Annotated in this window: 16 protein-coding genes and 1 tRNA gene; 12 read left to right on the forward strand and 5 right to left on the reverse strand. The window is 37.5% G+C overall.

All coding sequences use genetic code 11. The annotated features are described in order from the left end of the window. Positions 1–11 precede the first annotated feature (11 nt). The 10 genes from ppdK to ACUN8G_RS05810 all read left to right on the forward strand — a co-directional run bounded on the left by ppdK (position 12) and on the right by ACUN8G_RS05810 (position 12,402). On the forward strand, positions 12–2,816 hold the full coding sequence (gene ppdK, locus ACUN8G_RS05765) for a pyruvate, phosphate dikinase (RefSeq protein ID WP_437346551.1): 2,805 nt from the start codon (positions 12–14) through the stop codon (positions 2,814–2,816). Positions 2,817–2,892: 76 nt separating this feature from the next. Then, positions 2,893–3,930, forward strand: a complete 1,038-nt coding sequence (queA, locus tag ACUN8G_RS05770; protein ID WP_437346550.1) for a tRNA preQ1(34) S-adenosylmethionine ribosyltransferase-isomerase QueA — start codon at positions 2,893–2,895, stop codon at positions 3,928–3,930. 5 nt (positions 3,931–3,935) lie between these two features. Continuing rightward, a complete protein-coding gene (gene ispD / locus ACUN8G_RS05775; RefSeq protein WP_437346549.1) occupies positions 3,936–4,631 on the forward strand; it encodes a 2-C-methyl-D-erythritol 4-phosphate cytidylyltransferase in 696 nt (231 codons plus the stop codon). Between the two features lie 57 nt (positions 4,632–4,688). Beyond that, positions 4,689–5,348 carry a glycerol-3-phosphate 1-O-acyltransferase PlsY gene (gene plsY / locus ACUN8G_RS05780; protein ID WP_437346548.1) on the forward strand — a complete coding sequence of 220 codons (660 nt, stop codon included), beginning with the start codon at positions 4,689–4,691 and terminating at the stop codon, positions 5,346–5,348. Then, positions 5,349–6,350, forward strand: coding sequence for an NAD(P)H-dependent glycerol-3-phosphate dehydrogenase (locus ACUN8G_RS05785; RefSeq protein WP_437346547.1), 1,002 nt, complete (start codon positions 5,349–5,351; stop codon positions 6,348–6,350). Between the two features lie 53 nt (positions 6,351–6,403). After that, complete coding sequence (gene recG, locus ACUN8G_RS05790; RefSeq protein WP_437346546.1) at positions 6,404–8,575, forward strand: ATP-dependent DNA helicase RecG; 2,172 nt, start codon at positions 6,404–6,406, stop codon at positions 8,573–8,575. A gap of 192 nt (positions 8,576–8,767) precedes the next feature. Then, on the forward strand, positions 8,768–9,724 hold the full coding sequence (locus tag ACUN8G_RS05795; RefSeq protein ID WP_437346545.1) for a D-alanine--D-alanine ligase family protein: 957 nt from the start codon (positions 8,768–8,770) through the stop codon (positions 9,722–9,724). Continuing rightward, on the forward strand, positions 9,721–10,779 hold the full coding sequence (locus ACUN8G_RS05800; RefSeq protein WP_437346544.1) for a D-alanine--D-alanine ligase family protein: 1,059 nt from the start codon (positions 9,721–9,723) through the stop codon (positions 10,777–10,779). The genes ACUN8G_RS05795 and ACUN8G_RS05800 overlap by 4 nt, the downstream gene beginning before the upstream one ends. Next, entirely contained in the window at positions 10,757–11,230 is a 474-nt protein-coding gene (locus ACUN8G_RS05805) for a GNAT family N-acetyltransferase (protein WP_437346543.1), read from the forward strand. The genes ACUN8G_RS05800 and ACUN8G_RS05805 overlap by 23 nt, the downstream gene beginning before the upstream one ends. A gap of 17 nt (positions 11,231–11,247) precedes the next feature. Then, positions 11,248–12,402 (forward strand): KamA family radical SAM protein, encoded by a 1,155-nt coding sequence (locus ACUN8G_RS05810; RefSeq protein WP_437346542.1) that lies wholly within the window; start codon positions 11,248–11,250, stop codon positions 12,400–12,402. A 129-nt stretch (positions 12,403–12,531) separates the two neighbouring features. Here the strand turns inward: ACUN8G_RS05810 and ACUN8G_RS05815 are convergent, their stop codons facing one another. The 5 genes from ACUN8G_RS05815 to ACUN8G_RS05835 all read right to left on the reverse strand — a co-directional run bounded on the left by ACUN8G_RS05815 (position 12,532) and on the right by ACUN8G_RS05835 (position 18,876). Further along, positions 12,532–14,823, reverse strand: coding sequence for a FlgD immunoglobulin-like domain containing protein (locus ACUN8G_RS05815; protein WP_437346541.1), 2,292 nt, complete (start codon positions 14,821–14,823; stop codon positions 12,532–12,534). A gap of 8 nt (positions 14,824–14,831) precedes the next feature. Then, entirely contained in the window at positions 14,832–15,161 is a 330-nt protein-coding gene (locus tag ACUN8G_RS05820) for a hypothetical protein (protein ID WP_437346540.1), read from the reverse strand. A 60-nt stretch (positions 15,162–15,221) separates the two neighbouring features. Beyond that, the gene (locus ACUN8G_RS05825; protein ID WP_437346539.1) at positions 15,222–15,665 is read right to left on the reverse strand and encodes a response regulator; all 444 of its coding nucleotides are present in this window, start codon (positions 15,663–15,665) and stop codon (positions 15,222–15,224) included. A gap of 1 nt (position 15,666) precedes the next feature. Continuing rightward, positions 15,667–17,688: a sensor histidine kinase gene (locus tag ACUN8G_RS05830; RefSeq protein ID WP_437346538.1), complete on the reverse strand. Its 2,022-nt coding sequence runs from the start codon at positions 17,686–17,688 to the stop codon at positions 15,667–15,669. A gap of 102 nt (positions 17,689–17,790) precedes the next feature. Further along, positions 17,791–18,876 carry an OmpA family protein gene (locus tag ACUN8G_RS05835; RefSeq protein WP_437346537.1) on the reverse strand — a complete coding sequence of 362 codons (1,086 nt, stop codon included), beginning with the start codon at positions 18,874–18,876 and terminating at the stop codon, positions 17,791–17,793. A gap of 73 nt (positions 18,877–18,949) precedes the next feature. Between ACUN8G_RS05835 and ACUN8G_RS05840 the strand changes: the two genes are divergently transcribed. Continuing rightward, a tRNA-Pro gene (locus ACUN8G_RS05840) sits at positions 18,950–19,024 on the forward strand. Between the two features lie 11 nt (positions 19,025–19,035). Further along, the gene (locus tag ACUN8G_RS05845) at positions 19,036–19,284 is read left to right on the forward strand and encodes a GIY-YIG nuclease family protein (RefSeq protein WP_445480914.1); all 249 of its coding nucleotides are present in this window, start codon (positions 19,036–19,038) and stop codon (positions 19,282–19,284) included. Positions 19,285–19,388: the final 104 nt, after the last annotated feature.

Raw genomic sequence — 19,388 nt, forward strand, 5'->3', positions numbered from 1 at the left:
GAGGTAAAATAATGGCAAAAAGTAAGTCACAATCGCAGCCCAAGACTCCAAAATATGTTTATTTCTTCGGAGGTAAGAAAGCCGAAGGAAGAGCAGACATGAAGGAGCTTCTTGGCGGTAAAGGTGCAAACCTTGCAGAAATGGTTAACATTGGATTGCCTGTACCTGCAGGATTTACAATCACAACCGAAGTATGTACCGCTTACTACAAAAACAACAAAAAATATCCGAAAGAGCTCAAGCAGCAGGTACTCGACGCACTCAAGAAGGTTGAAAATGTAATGGGAGCAAAATTCGGAGACAAAGACAATCCGTTGCTTGTTTCAGTACGTTCGGGTGCCAGAGCTTCGATGCCCGGTATGATGGAAACAATTCTGAATGTAGGATTAAACAACGAAACACGCGAAGGATTGATTAAAAAGACAAACAATCCCCGCTTTGTATACGATTCGCACCGCCGCTTAATCCAGATGTATTCGGATGTAGTTATGGAAAAAGCTGCAGGAATCGAACCAGAAGAAGGTAAGGGCGTACGTCAACAGCTCGAAGCTGAACTCGAAAAAATGAAAGAAGCAAAAGGCTATCAAAGCGATGTCGACCTTACTGCAGATGATTTGAAAGAACTTGTTGAAATCTACAAAGCTAAGGTTCTGGAAGTACTGGGAAAACCTTTCCCGGAAGATCCGATGGAACAATTGTGGGGCGCAATTGCTGCAGTATTCCAGAGCTGGATGGGTAAACGTGCTATTGCATACCGTCGTTTCGAAGGAATACCCGACGATTGGGGAACTGCAGTTAACGTTCAGTCGATGGTATTCGGAAATATGGGCGACACTTCAGCCACCGGTGTTGCATTTACACGAAATCCTGCTACCGGCGAAAATTATTTCTACGGCGAATGGTTACCAAACGCACAGGGCGAGGACGTAGTTGCCGGAATTAGAACTCCCAATCCAATCAACGAAGTCGGAAAATCCGAACACAATAAGCATCTTCCCTCGCTTGAAACAGCAATGCCAAAGGTTTATAAAGAATTGCTCGGCTATCAGAAAGTACTCGAAAAACATTACCGCGATATGCTCGATATCGAGTTTACAATTCAAGAAGGCAAACTTTATATGCTGCAATGCCGAGTTGGTAAACGCAATGGACCTGCAGCCGTAAAAATGGCGCTCGATATGTTGCAGGAAAAATTAATTACAAAAGAAGAAGCAGTTTTACGCGTTAATCCTTCACAGCTGGACGAACTTCTTCACCCGATTATCGATCCGAAAGCAGAAACATCAGCAACAATGGTTGCAAAAGGTTTGCCTGCAGGACCTGGCGGCGCAAGCGGACAAATTGTATTTACTTCCGAAGATGCTGTTAAATGGGCTAAAGCAGGTAAAAGAGTTATTCTTGTACGCGAAGAAACCAATCCAGAAGATATCGAAGGAATGCGCGCAGCCGAAGCTATTTTAACTGCAAGAGGAGGTATGACTTCTCACGCAGCTTTGGTAGCACGTGGCTGGGGTAAATGCTGTATTGTTGGTGCTGGCTCCATAAAAATCAATTTCAGTGAAAAAACAATGACCACTAACGGTTACACTCTTAAAGAAGGCGATTGGATTACACTCAACGGCACCAAAGGCGTTGTTTATCTCGGCGAATTACCAATGATTAAAGCTGCCGAAGAGAATCCATACTTCCAGAAATTGATGAAATTGTGCGATCAATTCAGAAAACTCAAAATCAGAACTAATGCCGACACACCAGAAGATGCTATCAAAGCAAGAGCTTTCGGTGCAGAAGGCATTGGTCTTTTCAGAACCGAGCATATGTTCTACGGCAAGAATTCAGAGGAACCCCTTTCCAAACTACGCAAAATGATTGTTTCTAAAACTGAAGAAGAAAGAAGGAATGCTCTCGACGAATTATTCCCGTATGTAAAAGCTGATATAAAAGGTACTCTCGAAGCAATGGATAAATACGGTGTCACAATCAGAACACTCGATCCACCATTGCATGAATTCGTACCAAATCGTCAGGATGAACGAGAAAAGCTTGCCAATAGCCTCGGCATTACGCTCGAAGAATTAAACGAACGTGCTGAATCGCTACATGAAAATAATCCTATGATGGGACACAGAGGCGTTCGTCTTGGAATTACATTCCCCGAAGTTACTGAAATGCAAGTTCGTGCAATTTTCGAAGCTGCTGCAGAATTAATCAAAGAAGGTAAAAAGCCTTTCCCCGAAATTATGATTCCGGTTGTAAGTCATGTTAACGAATTGAAGCACCAATATGATATCGTTGTTCGTGTTCATCAAGAAGTATGTGAAAAATTTGGTTTGAAAAAAATTCCACATCTGACAGGTACTATGATTGAAATTCCTCGTGCTGCAATAACTGCAAATAAAATTGCCGAGTATGCACAATTCTTCTCATTCGGTACAAACGACCTTACACAAATGGGATTTGGATTTTCGCGTGACGATATAGGTGGATTCCTCCCGGATTATCTTGAAAAGAAAATACTTCCCGAAGATCCATTCCAGTCAATCGATCAGGAAGGTGTTGGTGAATTGATGAGAATTGGCGTAACAAAAGGACGTGCTACCCGACCCGATCTTAAAATTGGTATCTGCGGTGAACATGGTGGCGAACCCAAGTCGGTCGAATTCTGCCACAATATCGGTCTCGACTACGTAAGTTGTTCACCTTTCCGCGTACCAATTGCACGCCTTGCAGCAGCTCAGGCAGCAATTAAAGAAGCAAAAGCTGCTAAAACTGCTACTAAGAAAAAAGTTGCCAAGACAACCAAGAAAAGAAAATAATCCTGATTAAATTACAAGGCTGCCTCTATAATGGGGCAGCCGAAATATTTTTTGACAAAAAGGAGACGAGGAAATAATGAAGCTATCGGATTTCAAATACAATTTACCTAAGACTGCCATTGCAAAATTTCCAGTTAATCCACGAGATGCAGCAAAATTAATGGTGCTTAACAGAGCAACTCAAGAAATTGAGCACAAAGTCTTTTCCGACATAATCGACTATATGGACAAAGGTGACGTCGTCGTTATTAACAAGACAAAAGTTATGCAAGCGCGCCTTATCGGCAAAAAAGAAAGGACAAATGCAAAGATTGAAGTTTTTGTCCTACGTGAGCTTAACAAAGAGGAAAATATCTGGGATGTAATCGTTGACCCGGCAAGAAAAGTAAGAATTGGCAATAGAATCTATTTTAACGATAAACTCTGGTGTGAAGTTATTGACAATACAACTTCACGTGGTAGAACTGTCAGGTTCAATGAAGATGCTGGCGACATATTCAAAGCAATTGAAGAAATCGGTAATACTCCTTTACCACCTTACATTAAACGCGACCCTGTTCCAGAAGACCGTGAAAATTATCAAACTATTTTCGCAGAAATCGACGGCTCGGTTGCTGCTCCAACTGCCGGTCTTCATTTTACTCCTCAACTCGTAAAGAAAATCGAAAAGAAAGGAATACAATTTGCGTCAGTAATTCTACACATAGGACTCGGCACATTCAGACCCGTTGAAGTTGAAGATTTAACAAAACACAGAATGGATTCAGAATATTATGAAATTCCGGTAGAGACTTCTGAAATAATAAATAAAGCTCTTAAAAGTAAAAAAAATGTGTTTGTAGTTGGAACGAGTACATGTCGTGCTCTTGAAAGCAGCGTTACGGCTGAAGGTTTTTCGAAACCCAACAAAGGCTGGACTGACAAATTCATCTTTCCGCCTTACGATTTCAAAATTACTAAAAAGTTGATAACTAACTTCCATGCACCCGAATCGACACTACTAATGCTCACAGCTGCTTTTGCAGGATACGATTTTACGATGAAGGCTTACAAAAAGGCATTGAAGGAAGGATACCGTTTCCTGAGTTACGGTGATGCAATGTTAATTCTCTAAATATTATGGAAAAAGTTATCGCAATTATACCAGCAGGCGGAACAGGCAAAAGACTTAAGTCGTCTGTTCCTAAACAATTTATCCGTGTCAATGGTAAAGAAATAATTGCATACACACTACATAAATTCCAAAAATCATCGATAATAAGTGAAATTATAGTTGCTACACATAAAGATTATATCACTCAATTGAAAGAAATTAAAGATAAATACTCATTCGACAAATTGAAAAAAATAATTACCGGCGGGTCAGAAAGACAATATTCTGTTTATTACGCTTTGAATTCGATTGACGATGCATTTGATGAAGACATAGTTATAGTACACGATGCTGTAAGACCACTTGTAACCGATAATATTTTAATTTCTTCCGTAGATGCGGCAAAAAAATTTGGTTGTTTCGTTACAGCTATTAAAGCAAAAGATACTTTAATCGAAGGTGAAGGTTTTGTTAATTCTTATTTGGATAGGTCAAAATATTATTATGCACAGACACCTCAGGGTGCCAGGTACGGAATTTTCAAAGAAGCTTTTGAAAAAGCAGCTAAAGAGAATTTCCTTGGCACTGATGAATCGATGTTGTTCTATCGGAACGGTAACAAAGTGAAAATTGTAGAAGGATCGTCACTTAATTTCAAAATAACTACAGAAGACGATCTCAAACTATTTGAACTTCTACTTAAATCTGGTGAACATTTATAGCTTTTATTTTGTTTTAAAATTGCATAAAATTGTGTTAGAAATTAAAAAGAAGTAGTTATGCTTAATTTATTATTTGTTGTTATTCTATCGTATCTTGTAGGGTCTATACCTACAAGTATTATCATTAGCAAACTTGTAAAAGGAATTGACATCCGTCAGTACGGTAGCGGAAACGCTGGCGGTACAAATGTTTTTAGAGTACTTGGTTGGAAATGGGGAGTATTGACCATATTGTTCGATGCACTGAAAGGAGCCATTGCAGTTATTGTTGTGGCGCGACTCTATCTGGATAATTTCCCATTTAACAATATTACTCCATTCGATGATTTCACACTAGTACAAATACTTTGTGGCGTTGCAGCGGTCATTGGCCATATATGGACTGTATTTGCTGGATTTAAGGGTGGTAAAGGAATTGCAACTGCACTCGGTTTTCTGTTAACTATTATTACAGTCGACATGCTGTTTGCGCTTGGTATATTTTTAATAGTTGTTTATTTCTCTCGTTATATATCGCTCGGTTCTCTAACTGCTGCAGTATCGGTGCCGATAATTCTAATCGTACGCGAAAATGTATTTGGCGTGCACATTGCCAGCTATGGCATAATACTACCGTTTGCTATTGCTCTTGCATTACTTGTAATATACACTCACCGTAAGAACATAGATCGACTACTTAAAGGAAGCGAAAATAAAATTTCTTTCGGAAAGAAATAAATGCGAATTTCAGTTTTAGGAGCCGGTGGCTGGGGCACCACCTTGGCAATCCTTCTACACTTTAACGGTCACGAAGTTACCCTCTGGGAATACAAAAAAGATTATGCCAAAACATTAGTCAGAACGAGAGAAAACAAGATTTATCTTCCCGGTATTAAGATTCCAAAAGAAATTCAGATAACGCATTCGCTTGAAGAAGCATGCCATCAACGGCATATGATTGTTATAGCAATACCCACTCAGTATATTCGCAGTGTCCTTTCCCAAATAAAGAAAAATGATTTTTCCAACACAACCATTGTAAGTGTTTCAAAAGGAATTGAGCGCGATACGTTGATGACAGTTTCTCAAATCATACAGGATGAATTAAAAAACATCTCTCATTCACAGATAGGTGTACTTTCCGGTCCGAGCCACGCCGAAGAAGTAAGCAGAAAAATACCGACTGCAGTCGTAGCTGCATCGAGCGACGAATTGACCGCCAAGGAAATTCAAGCAGCTTTTATTACATCGTATTTTCGCGTCTACTCTTCTACCGATATCTTAGGAGTTGAATATGGTGGAGCTTTAAAGAACGTAATTGCAATTGGTGCAGGTATTGTCGATGGAGCAAATTTCGGAGACAATACGAAAGCCGCAATAATGACAAGAGGCATTGCTGAAATATCGAGACTCGGTTTAGCGCTGGGGGCACGTCCTGAAACTTTTGCTGGTTTGTCCGGTATGGGCGATTTAATTGTAACGTGTATGAGTCGACATAGCCGTAATCGATATGTGGGAGAACAAATTGGCAAAGGCAAAAAATTAAAGGAGATTCTCAAATCGATGAAAATGGTCGCCGAAGGCGTCGAAACCAGTAAAGCAGTCCATAAGTTATCCGAAGAACACAAAATTGAAACTCCAATTTGTTCGGCTGTTTATAAAATTTTATTCGAAGAGCGCGATCCAGTTAAAGTCACTTATGAATTAATGACACGGGATATGAAACCAGAAACAGAATAACACTTCATTTCTTTCCACCTTTTTTATTATCTTGACCTAAAAATTTTGAACAGATGGACTTAAACTCATCTATTCAGTATCTCAAATTTGTTGGTCCTAAACGAGCTAAGGCTTTTTCTAAAATTGGTATAGAAAAAATAAAAGATCTTCTCTTTTATTTCCCTTCAAAATATTTAGACCGTTCTACCATTCTTTCCAGTATTAAGGTTGTTCAATATCTTAGAAATGGCTATGAAGGTGAAGTAACCATTATTGGCAGAGTCACAGATAAGGAAATAATACGATACGGCAAGAAGCAATTGTTGAAAGTATTCTTTAGCGATAACACTGGTTCTTTCGAGTGCGTTTGGTTTCAGGGCATTAATTATTTTAAAGATGTTTTCAACGCGGGCTATTATTTTGCCATCTCTGCTAAACCCATAATTACCAAATATGGACATCTTCAATTTGTACATCCAGATTTTGATAGAATCAGCGACAAAGAGTCGAACGATTTCTTGAACACTGGTAAGATTATTCCCTTCTACAGAATTCCAAAAGAACTCCGTTCGATTAATTTAGGCGACCTTGGACTACGCAGAATAGTTTCACAGGCTGTTACTGAGTTTGCCAATTCGATAGATGAAACTCTACCTACAAAAATTATCAAAGACTATAATCTACTGCCACTTAACCTTGCTCTAAAAAATATTCATTTTCCCGAATCAAATGAAATTCTGGAACGTGCTCGTTATAGATTCAAATTCGAAGAATTATTTTATTTTGAGATCCTTGTTGCTCTCAGAAAGCAACATCTAAAAAGTCAAACCAAAACAAATACATACAAAACTAATGCAGAATTAATTAAAAGCTTTTTAAAACTACTTCCCTTTGATTTAACTCGCTCGCAGTTGAAAGCATTACATGAAATACGTGTCGACCTCGAAAGTAACCGACCGATGAATCGGTTGCTACAAGGCGATGTCGGTAGTGGTAAAACTATCGTGGCTTTGATTGCAATGCTAATTGCTTCCGGTTGTGGTTACCAATCGGCTTTGATGGCTCCCACCGAAATTCTTGCCGACCAACATTATAAAAAAATATCCGAGCTTCTTAAACCACTCGGGATTAAAGTTGCTTTGCTAATTGGAGGACAAAAGAAAAAAGAACGGGAAATGTTTCTCGAAAGTATAAAATCGGGAGACGCAAAAATTATAATAGGAACTCACGCCCTGATAGAAGATAATGTCGAATTCAATAAACTAGGCTTAGTAGTAATCGACGAACAGCACCGTTTCGGAGTATTGCAACGTTCTCGATTAATTAACAAAGGATTGAACCCCGATATACTGATTATGACAGCTACTCCCATTCCACGAACTCTATCAATGACACTTTATGGCGACCTCGATGTTTCGGTTATCGACGAAATGCCTGCTAATAGAAAACCTATTAAAACAGTTCTGCGAGGAGAAAGTAAATTAAAAGACATCTATAATTTCATAAAACAGAAAGTAAAAGAAGGTTATCAGGCTTTTCTTGTTTATCCGCTTATTGAAGACTCAGAAACACTCGATCTCAAAGCTGCAATTGCGCAATACGAAATTCTTCGCAAAAACCATTTAACTGATTTGAGAGTTGCCCTAATACATGGCAGAATGAAATGGCAAGAAAAAGAAGAAGTGATGATGAGTTTTGCTCGTAAAGAATTTGATGTACTTGTAACGACGACAGTAATTGAAGTGGGCATCGATATACCCGATGCAAACATTATCGTTATTCACGACGCTTACAGATTCGGACTTTCACAGTTGCATCAATTAAGAGGAAGAGTTGGACGCAGCGACAAGCAAGCCTATTGTATATTAATTACAAAGGATGAATTTGCTGTTAAGATTGACCAATTCAACTTTAATTTCGACTACCTTTCGTCAAATCAAATAGAAAAATACAAAACATTGATACGCTTAAACGCGATGACAAAATATAACAGCGGCTTCGAGTTATCTGAAATAGACTTAAAATTAAGAGGACCTGGCGATCTCTTTGGTACTAAGCAAAGTGGATTGCCTGAATTTAAATATGCAAATATTGCTGAGGACTTTGATATTCTTTACTCTGCGCGCGCTGCTGCTTTCAATATAATTAATGCTGATCCTCTTCTAGAACAACAAGAGCATATTAGAATCAAAGAAGTATTAAGAGAAACTTATTCGAAACACATTTTATTATCACAAATAGGTTAATTATTTATTATTGTTCTTGCAAAAAATTTTTAAATCTGTATATTGGTAACAAAAAAATAAAAAGGATTTCCTATTAGTTCTTCTTTACTAAATAGAAGACTGAGATTAGCATTAGCATATAACATTAAACCGGATGTCGATAGTACTTCCGAAGGCACCTCTCTCTCTTTTCAAAATAACAACACCTTAACAATGAACGACACTTATGCAGAATGGGATACTATCGAAACGATAAATGCTATAAAAGATGCACTCGAACTATTTCACGAAGTATATTTAATCGAAGCAAATGAAGAAGCCTATGAAAAATTCAGGGCACTCAAACCTGATATAGTTTTTAATGTAGCAGAAGGTTTTAATGGTATAAGCCGCGAAGCACAAATTCCAGCTATGCTCGACATGCTCGGCATTCCTTATACAGGTTCTGATCCCCTAACGCTTACTACATGCCTGGACAAATCCAGAACAAAAGAAATTCTTTCCTATTACGGAATTCCTAACGCTAAGTTCATGACTGTAGAATCAATTGATGACATTATAAATTTTACACTTTCATTCCCGGTAATTATAAAACCAATCGCTGAAGGCTCCAGCAAAGGAATATTTAACTCATCACTTGTAAACAACACACAGGAGCTGCATACAAGATTATCTGAACTTCTCGATACATATAAGCAACCTTTATTGATAGAAGAGTTTCTTCCCGGGCGCGAATTTACCGTTGCAATAATGGGTAACAACGACGACATCGAAGTTTTACCAATTGTAGAAATAAACTACAGTTCGTTGCCTGAAAATCTTCTTCCCATTTATTCTTTCGAAGCAAAGTGGATTGTCGATACACCAGAAAATCCGCTCAATATATTCAACTGCCCTGCTCAACTGGACGATAACCTTAAAATACAGATTGAAAAGACGGCACTCTCTACATATAAGATTTTAAGATGCCGTGACTGGGCTCGAATCGACATCCGCCTCGATATTAACGATATTCCAAATGTTATAGAAGTTAATCCTTTGCCTGGAGTTTTACCAAATCCAGAAGATAATTCCTGTTTTCCTAAAGCTGCACGAGCAGCTGGTTTATCCTACAGCGAAATGATTAACAAAGTACTTTACCACGCTGCAAAAAGGTACAATCTCATATGAAGAGTGACAAAAAGATATTGATTTGTTTTAACGAACCAGTTCGTTACTATGAGAATTACACAGGTAAACATTCTCTTGAAATTACTAATTACATTGATTCCTCTGAAAAAAACGTTGTCGAACAGATTGAAAATATTCGTTCGATTCTAAATAAAAAATATACTTCAGTAGAAGTACTTTCGGTAAATAAAGACATAAAAAATTTTATCGACAAATTAAGAGCAATTTCCCCAGACTTTGTATTCAACCTTGTTGAGTCAGTCGAGGGAAATGCAAATTTTGAAAGTTATATTGCAGGCGTGTATGAACTTCTTGAAATTTCATATACAGGAAATACGCCGCTTTGTCTTGGCAATTGTTTAAACAAAAGCAGAACAAAACAAATTTTATTATCAGATGGTATTCTTACTCCAAAATTTATAGTCGTTGAATTGAATTCTTATCCAAGAAGAGAAGATTTTTCATTGAAATTTCCGGTTATAACAAAACTTGCAAGAGAAGATGCAAGCATAGGAATTTCGGAAAACTCGTTAGTCAGAAACTTTACTGAACTGTATGAACAACTTGAATATCTTTTCAGAACATACAAACAAGAAATTTTAATAGAAGAATATATCGAGGGAAGGGAAATTAATGTTGCTATCCTTGATACACTAATACTACCTTTGTCTGAGATAAAATTCGACAGCTTGCCTGAGAACTTACCGAAGATTATAACTTACGAAGCCAAATGGTCGCCCGAGAGCATCTATTATAACCATACTGTGCCCGAATGCCCGGCTAAACTACCAAAAGATGTAGAAGAAAAAATTAAGAGAACTGCTCAAGCTGCATACAATGCATTGGACTGCAGGGATTATGCGAGGATTGATATTCGATTAAGTAAAAGAAATGTGCCCTACGTAATAGAAGTCAATCCAAATCCCGATATATCACCCGATGCAGGATTTATAAGGTCTGCCAATGCTGCAGGTTTAAGTTTTGAAGATATTATTTTAACAATTGCTGAACTTGCAGAAAAGAGGATACGATATGATACGCAAGCTGCAATCTGAAGACAAGCAACAATTATTTGAGATTATCGATAGTATTGACAATTTCAGCCAAGAGGAAAAAAAGGTTGCCATTGAACTAATAGAAGAAGCTTTAGAAAAAGATGGCATCGATAACTATAATGTATTCGTATATCTTCGAGGTTCAAAAATTGCAGGTTACTATTGCATCGGACGCAGACCTTTGACCGATGGGGTTTTCGACCTTTATTGGATAGTAGTAGCTAAGAAATTTCAGAATAAAGGGATCGGAAAAAAATTACTCGAACATGCCGAAAAATTTGCTATTACAAACAACGGCAGGTGGATACTTGCAGAAACTTCTTCGCAAGATAACTATAACGAGACGCGGAATTTTTATTTCAGAAATAATTACTCGATTGTTGCCGAAATAAAAGATTTTTACAAACTAAACGATAATCTTATTGTCTTCGGAAAGTATATAAAAAAATAAAAATAAAGGGCACAAAAATGGAACTCTGGCAACAAATGATTAGAGATAGTATACACACAGTAGATCAACTCGTTGAAAAATTCAAACTCGACAGAAAAGTGGCCGAGGAGCTCGACGAATTTTTTCAAGCACGCATTAATCCTTATTACCTCAGCTTAATCCGCTACCCCGGCGACCCAATTTGGCTTCAATGCGTTCCCGACGTTAAAGAACTTGAGGATCTCGAGGGTTATGAAGACCCTCTTCAAGAAGATGCTATGAGTCCTGTGCCAAACATTACTCATCGATATCCCGATCGAGTATTGTTCCTAACTACGAGTCAATGTGGAATGTACTGCCGATTTTGCACGAGGAAAAGGAAAGTGGGCAACTCAGATAAAATTTCGATGCGTCAGCTTGAATCGGCATTTAAATATCTCGAAGAACATACCGAAGTACGTGATGTCATTATGTCCGGTGGCGACCCGCTAATGCTCACCGACACAATGCTCGAAAAAATAATTAAAAGAATACGCCAGATTCCTCACATTGAAATAATACGTCTTGGCACAAAGATGCCGTGCGTTTTGCCTCATCGAATTACACCTAAACTTGTTGAGATGCTAAAAAAATATCATCCTATCTACATCAATACGCATTTTAATCACCCCTGGGAAATTACTCCTGAAAGTTCTAGAGCCTGCCAGATGCTTGTAGATGCTGGCTTCCCTGTTAATAATCAAGCAGTATTAATGAAAGGTGTTAACGACGACCCGGAAGTTTTAAAAGAGTTGTTCCTAAAATTACTTAAAATTCGCGTAAGACCTTATTACCTTTTTATGGCTGATGAAACACGGGGCGCTAACCATTTTAGAACTACGCTCGATAAAGGACTTGAAATAATGTTTGCACTACGCGGAAACATAAGCGGATTGGCAATTCCACATTTTGTAATTGATGCACCAGGCGGTGGTGGCAAAATACCCGTTCTACCTGATTATATTTTGCATCGTGACGAAGAAAAAATTGTAATGCGTAATTACCAAAATAAAATTTACGTTTATCGTGAAGCAAAGAATGATGAAACCAAAATTAAAGTGGAAACATCCGATAACGGTAACACTAAGCTTCCTCAACCTAAGAAGCTCAAGAAGAATGGCAAAGTAACTACTCCAGTCTATGAAATAATATAAAAATAAAGGAGCCTCTCTCTATCCCGCTGAGGCTCCTCTTATTAAATTTAATCAAATCTTAACCCCTAATCTCTAACCCCTAATCCCTAATCCCTATTCCCTAATCCCTAAATTCTAATCCCTCTTTACTCACTTAACCATCAACATTTTTCTCGTCTGGACAAAATTTCCGGCTTTTATTTGATAGAAATAGGTTCCGCTGTTTACGCGATTTCCGGAATTGTCTTTGCCGTCCCAGAGGATACTGTGCTTACCCGCACTCTTTACTTCATTAATTAAATTCCTTACTTCCCTTCCCAGAATATCATATATTTTTATTTGCACTTCACTCATTTCTGGCAATGTATATGTAATTATAGTCGTCGGGTTAAAAGGATTAGGATAATTTTGCTCGAGACTAAATGAAGCAGGCAACAATTCAATTATCTCTTTATTTTCTTTAACTTTGTAACTGACATAAGCTCGAATTAAATAGAGCGAAATATTATCGCCATCCCCGATGTAATACCATCCAGGAAGTTTACCTTCTGATGGCTCATGCAAATAAGTATAACTATGATAAGGCCCAGAACTTGTTATCTCGGTATGCATTACTCTATTAGTGGGCGAAGAAGAATTTTCGTAGACCCCATCGATTACAAATGCTACAGCAAAGTTCGAACCTGCATCAATTTTGAATTCTCTAAGATCAACAGTAACCCAATTAGGATAAGGAACCGGGTAACTTTGTGTTGCATTATTATATGCCGGTGTACTTGTGCCTTTTGCTTCAAAATGAGCATATCTTTTAGCTAGTACCTTATTGCTTAAAGAACTCCATACACCGCCTTCCATTGGTACTTCATTTCTTAAAGCAACTCTAATTGAATCCAATTGCGTACCTGCAATACCATCAAATATTACCGCAACAGTGTCACCGACACTCAATACATATACACCTACAGGCTCAGTTTTGTCATAGGCAATTTCGATCGGTTTGTTTTCGAAAGTGCCGGTGGCATTAAAAGAGTATTGAAATGCCTTCGTAAGTGGATAGGCGTTCTGGTCAACATGATAAACCATAAAAGTAACAGCAGAATATTCGGACCCAAATGATGTTAACGAGTAATCAGTACCAAACTGAACGTTTTCAACTTCGATATTTCCTGACGAAGTCTTCTTAATTGCTTTTATATTAAGTTTCTCGTTGGTTGTAAATTTCACGTTCAAGTTGCTACCATTTGTAAAAGTAATATAATCGACTCCGTACTTAAAAACAGAGGCAGATGCTACAGAAACGTTTGGATTAAAGTATTTGATATCCGTCATCTTGGGAAGACCAGGATAGGAATAACCCCATTTCGGATTTACATTTCTGTCATTGATAAAATTAGCCAGGAACCAGTTCTCAAGCAATGTTGAAGAAGTAAGAGTATTATCGAATGAACTGAGTGTACTTGATACTCCATTAAATCCCTTAATTTTCTTATTCAAATATTCTTTAAAGAACGACGCACCATACTGTTCGTAAAGATAGAGTGAGAATCGCGCTGCTCTCGAATAGTCAGTCAAAACTGCGTTGTTGTCATCTCTACGCCAGTCGAGAAGATAATGATCGGACTCCTGAGCATACAGATTCTGATTATAAATTTCGTAACCACATATAAACTCAGCTGCAAGCGACCAGGCTTCGTCGAAAAAGGTTTCTTGCTGGGAGATATAATTAAAATGGACCATATGCTGAAACTCATGAGCTGTAGTACTCATAGCGTTTGTAAGTCCTGCTTCGGTGAGCAATTTATTCTGCACGCCATCTAGGTAATATATTTCTGCTTCGTTGCTGTAAGAATAATTCGGTTCACTCTTAGGCATTTCATTGTACGAATAGAAATAACCCGAAACATAGCCGCCAGACTCCATATAGCCATCTTTAATATCGAGAATTAAAATAATTATTTTCGGATCGCCATCTACATCTGGGGGATTTCCAAAAGTTTCAACAACGGTTTGGTATATGCCTTTTGTTGAATTTGCAGGAGTCGATTTGTCAAATGCATTTAATACGGCATTAACAGCATCCTGATCAACAGTTTCTTTATTCCAGAGAGCATCTTCAACAAAAATATAGCAGTTATTTCCGACGGCACGGCATGTCGAAGGTACGTTATAAAAATTGTTATTTTCCAAATCCGAAGCGGTCCATGTATGCTTAGAGCCGACAGTAAATCCCCACATAGAACTTTTTTTGAGCGTCCTCTGTGGTTCTATTTTTGAAAAGTCAATTCCGTTAGCTTTGCTGAATTTTTCAAGATAGGGTCGTACATCAACGGAATAGCTTAGGGAAATTGATGATTTTTCCGCTGATTTATTGATTTTAATGGGCATCTGGCCATAAATATTTATAGCCCAGAATACCATTAGTGCAAAAATTATTTTCTTCATATTACTACCTATTTTGTATTGATGTTTATAGGAACAATTTCATCGACAACCAACACAATAGCTCTGTCTCCTTTTTCGGTTTTGCTAAAAGTAACCTGATAGTAATTGCCTTGTTTTTTCCATAATTCTCTTTCTACATCTGGTTTACATTTAAGAATATATACATTATCATCGTCAGTTTTAAGAGCAAGTTTAGAAAAAGGCTCGTTTCCGATAATTACTATACTACCTTTGATTTTCCCACTTTCATAAGGAATATTTTTACAAGTGCAACAGGCATTTAGACTTAAAACAACCAATGCCAGAGTCGCAACGGCGATGAATCTCTTATATTTCATAGAAATCCCTGGAATTTTATACCAAATATAGTTAGAAAACAGACAAGTTTACTAAAAAATTCATATTTGAGGCTGGGGAAAAAAATTTTCTCCTATCCAATAATCAGTAAATTTTTGAAACATTCCTTTATATCGGTCGAAACTAAGGGGTTTAACTAAATAACTGTTAGCGCCAAGTTCAAAAGCTTTGTCGATATCCGATTGATTCGAAGAGGTAGACAAAATAACAATCGGAATAACTTTGAAGGTATCGTTGTTTTTTATCTTTTGAAGAAATTCGAAACCATTGATTCTGGGTAAACGAATATCGAGCAGGATAATATCAGGTTGAATATTGTTTTCGGTATACTTTCCTGCTTTGAAAATGAAATCGAGCCCCTCTTTTCCATCGAAAAGGTGAATTAGATCAATTTTAAATTCAGAGTTTTCGATACTTCTTTTCACGATTTCTGCATGAGCAAAATCATCTTCAATTAATAGGATAACTGCAGTCCTTTTTTTCATATTACCCCCTTATTTTTGTTTTGGGAAGGGTAATGAATACAGTTGTTCCTTTGTTCAGTCCATCTGATTCAATCCATATTTTGCCCCCATGTATTTCGATTATTTTTTTCACAATTGTTAATCCCAAACCCGTTCCTTCGTAATTATTATGCAATTTTTCGAACAATCCGAAAAGTTTATTCTGATATTCTGGTTCGATTCCTATACCGTTGTCTTTAATATAGATAATTATTTCTTCACTTTCCTTGATGCCAACTTCGATGTGAGGGCGCTCACAGTCAGAAGTAAATTTGATGGCATTTTCAAGCAAGTTTTGAAAAACTTCGATTAGATTTTCCCGATCACCAAAGATAACTACAGGTTTTTCAGTGACTTCGATAGCAATATTTTTATCTTTTATCAATCCAGCAAGAATGTCTAATGATTCATTAATCACATCCTGTAAAAGTAGTTCTTCCGTTTTATAGCTTACTCGTCCAAGTCGCGAAAGCTCTATCAAATCTTCAATCAAATAACTCATCTTTTCTGATGCTTTTTCGATATAAATGAGATCATCTGATAACCTCTGGAAGTCGTTTCTTTCCAGATCTTCTTTCATATAATCGACAAAACTGCGAATTGTTATAACTGGGCTCTTTAAATCATGGGACACGCTGTATATAAAACTTGTAATCTCTTCATTTTTCTGACGTATTTCTTCGTCTTTAATTCTTCTTTGAGTAATATCTCTAATATTAACAACTATTGCATTGAGGTTTTCATCCGATAGGAAATTTCTACCTACTGCTTCCAGCCAGATATAATTTCCGTCTTTCTTTAAAGCCCTGTATTCAACCCTGAAACCAATTTTTTCATTTTGTAGCGCTTGCTCCCAAACTTGCATAACGTTATCGAGGTCATCTGGATGAATAAATTTTTTGAACGATGAATTCTCAATGTCTGTTCTTTCAAAATTTGTAAGCATTTCAATAGCCGGGCTGACATAAAGAATAATCCCGGAGGGATCAACAAGCATAAAGATATCGTTGGAATTACTGAGCATAGCACGGAATTTTGCCTCAATTTTTTTTCTTTCTTTTGTTTCTTTAGCTAAACCCCACGCTTTGAAGGCATAATATGATAGCAAAATAGCTCCCAAAAAAATAACACCGATAAGTATCATCAACTTGTTTCTGAAGTTGGAAAGTCCGGCAATTAATTCATCTTCAGATATTATAACAGCCATCGACCAGTGGATTCCGTCGAGATAGATTGGCATATAAAAAGCATGCATTTTACGGTACGATTCAGAAACATGATCATAGAAAAATACGGAAGTACCTTGCTTACCGGTGAGCATATTTTTAATCATAGCTTCAAAATCTGGATCGTCATGTATTCTCTTTTTGATATTATTGCCCACATGTTTCCGCTGAGGACAATAAAGTTCGGTGCCGTTTCGACTTAGTAACAACACATAACCACTTTTACCTATTCTTACATCTCTAACAAAATTCTCGGCTATTTTTTCGAAGTTTAGCACGAAAGCAATTGTGCCATCGAATTTATTTTTTCTGAAGACGGGCACGTGAATTCCGATGGCATAAAAGCCCTGAACGGTTAAAAATACGTCGCTTATAACAGTTTTTTTATTTTTAAAGATTTCTTGGATGTGTTCCTGAGAAGAAATGTCCATACCAATTGCTTCTTCATAAGGAACTGTAAAAGAAATTCTTCCGTCCGGTCCTACGCGTGTAATGCTCTTTAATTCACTGCTCAAATTTTTGTACAAAAATCTTAACTCCTCTTTACCACGTTCATTTATTTTAATAATGTCCTCATCAGCTGCAAGATAATTCAAAATGCTTTTCCAGTCTTCGAACATTTCTTGAAATGACAATGAAGTTTGTCGCGCGTGAATGTTTTGAAGGCGGTAAGAATTTTTGATGACGTTATTTTTCTCGTCGTTGTAAAATGAGGTAAAAGTGTAGAAAGAAATCAAGAGAAATACTAAAATGCTGAAGAGCCAATATCGATAGTTCACAGGACCTCTTCGATTCCGTTGTTCTAAATGAAAAATTAAGAAAAATTTAAATAAAACAAAATGAGAGAAGTCGCAAAGGGCTTCTCTCATACAATTAGAAAGTTATCTTATTACAAATTCAATTCTTCGATTGGCTGCCCTACCTTCTGCGGTTTTATTATCTGCGATTGGATTGCTCTCGCCGTAACCAACTGAAGTCAATCTATCACCGTTTACGCCTTTGGCAATCAAATAATTTTTAACTGCATCGGCTCTTTTTTGAGATAACTTTTTATTATACTCTTCGGAGCCGATATTATCGGTATAGCCTTGGATTTCAACTTTCATATCGGGATTAGCAAGCAGTGTTTTTACAGCGTCATAGAGAATGGGATATGATTCTGCAGTCAATTCAGCACTATTAAATTCAAAATTTACGCCTACAAGAATCCATCTTTTTTCTTCTTTGGTCGGTTTTTCTACAACAACTTCTTTAACCACTTCTTTCGGAATATATCTTTGAACAATTTCTTCAATGCGTGCATAATCGATAGGCAGTGCTTTCTCTTCTACGCTCAGACCAGAATAAAGATTACACAGTTTTGAAGGCTCTCCTTTTTTGAAATAGTAGAGAACGCCAATTTTAGCTGTCAAATAAGAATCTTTACCATTGATTTCCCCCACACCGAGGGCACCATCAAATTCCGAGTTGGCCACGAGGTTGTAATTTCCCTCTGTTACTAATTTAAAGTCAGCACTCAGACACCACTCGACACCCAATCCAGCATTGAATAAACCGCTTGCGGCATTATCTTCCACTCCAGGCGTAGCTTGATCTGTAAGCATTCGATATGCTACACCGCCGCCGACACTAAGATATGGAGATACCGGCTCACATGGAGCAAGATAATAGAGAAGATTCAAATCACCTGTGATCGTATTGTTAAGTGTAGTAGTAACTGGTGTTCCCCATTCTCCTTCCAGATGAAGATATTCACCCGAGAGTCGAAGCCCCACATGTTCTGAAAAATTCCTTTGAATCGATAAGTAAGCACCATAATTAGCGTTTGTGGCAGTTATATTGGAATTTACATATCGAGGATAGTCAAATCCAACACCTACTGCCCAGCTATTTTTAGATAACTGAGCGTTTACAGATTGAACGACAAAAAGCACTAAAAGAAATAGAATAGTGATTATTTTTTTCATACATCCTCCCCTTTTCGAGGTTATTGGTTTTAAATTATTAAAAAAAGTTATATTTTTGCTTGTCCATTTAAGTCGGGGTGTAGCGCAGCCCGGTTAGCGCGCTTCGTTCGGGACGAAGAGGTCGAGAGTTCGAATCTCTCCACCCCGACAAGATCTTCAATGGAAACTTTTTTTACATATATTATTTTCAGTCCTTCAAAGAACAGATTTTACGTCGGCTCCACAAACGACATCGATAGACGTTTAACTGAACACAACTCCGGACAATCCAAATCTACTAATTCCGGCAAACCATGGAAGCTCGTCTTCCTTAAAGAATTTACCTCTCGATCCGATGCCATTAATCTTGAAATCAAAATCAAAAAACGTGGCATCAAAAGATTCCTCCGGACAATCCAAATCTACTAATTCCGGCAAACCATGGAAGCTCGTCTTCCTTAAAGAATTTACCTCTCGATCCGATGCCATTAATCTTGAAATCAAAATCAAAAAACGTGGCATCAAAAGATTCC

The sequence above is a fragment of the Melioribacter sulfuriphilus genome, from assembly GCF_052656625.1.

Coding starts and splice junctions, on each gene's coding strand:
- ppdK (WP_437346551.1), top strand. CDS start 12: ATGGCAAAAAGTAAGTCACAATCGCAGCCCAAGACTCCAAAATATGTT.
- queA (WP_437346550.1), top strand. CDS start 2,893: ATGAAGCTATCGGATTTCAAATACAATTTACCTAAGACTGCCATTGCA.
- ispD (WP_437346549.1), top strand. CDS start 3,936: ATGGAAAAAGTTATCGCAATTATACCAGCAGGCGGAACAGGCAAAAGA.
- plsY (WP_437346548.1), top strand. CDS start 4,689: ATGCTTAATTTATTATTTGTTGTTATTCTATCGTATCTTGTAGGGTCT.
- ACUN8G_RS05785 (WP_437346547.1), top strand. CDS start 5,349: ATGCGAATTTCAGTTTTAGGAGCCGGTGGCTGGGGCACCACCTTGGCA.
- recG (WP_437346546.1), top strand. CDS start 6,404: ATGGACTTAAACTCATCTATTCAGTATCTCAAATTTGTTGGTCCTAAA.
- ACUN8G_RS05795 (WP_437346545.1), top strand. CDS start 8,768: ATGAACGACACTTATGCAGAATGGGATACTATCGAAACGATAAATGCT.
- ACUN8G_RS05800 (WP_437346544.1), top strand. CDS start 9,721: ATGAAGAGTGACAAAAAGATATTGATTTGTTTTAACGAACCAGTTCGT.
- ACUN8G_RS05805 (WP_437346543.1), top strand. CDS start 10,757: ATGATACGCAAGCTGCAATCTGAAGACAAGCAACAATTATTTGAGATT.
- ACUN8G_RS05810 (WP_437346542.1), top strand. CDS start 11,248: ATGGAACTCTGGCAACAAATGATTAGAGATAGTATACACACAGTAGAT.
- ACUN8G_RS05815 (WP_437346541.1), bottom strand. CDS start 14,823: ATGAAGAAAATAATTTTTGCACTAATGGTATTCTGGGCTATAAATATT.
- ACUN8G_RS05820 (WP_437346540.1), bottom strand. CDS start 15,161: ATGAAATATAAGAGATTCATCGCCGTTGCGACTCTGGCATTGGTTGTT.
- ACUN8G_RS05825 (WP_437346539.1), bottom strand. CDS start 15,665: ATGAAAAAAAGGACTGCAGTTATCCTATTAATTGAAGATGATTTTGCT.
- ACUN8G_RS05835 (WP_437346537.1), bottom strand. CDS start 18,876: ATGAAAAAAATAATCACTATTCTATTTCTTTTAGTGCTTTTTGTCGTT.
- ACUN8G_RS05845 (WP_445480914.1), top strand. CDS start 19,036: ATGGAAACTTTTTTTACATATATTATTTTCAGTCCTTCAAAGAACAGA.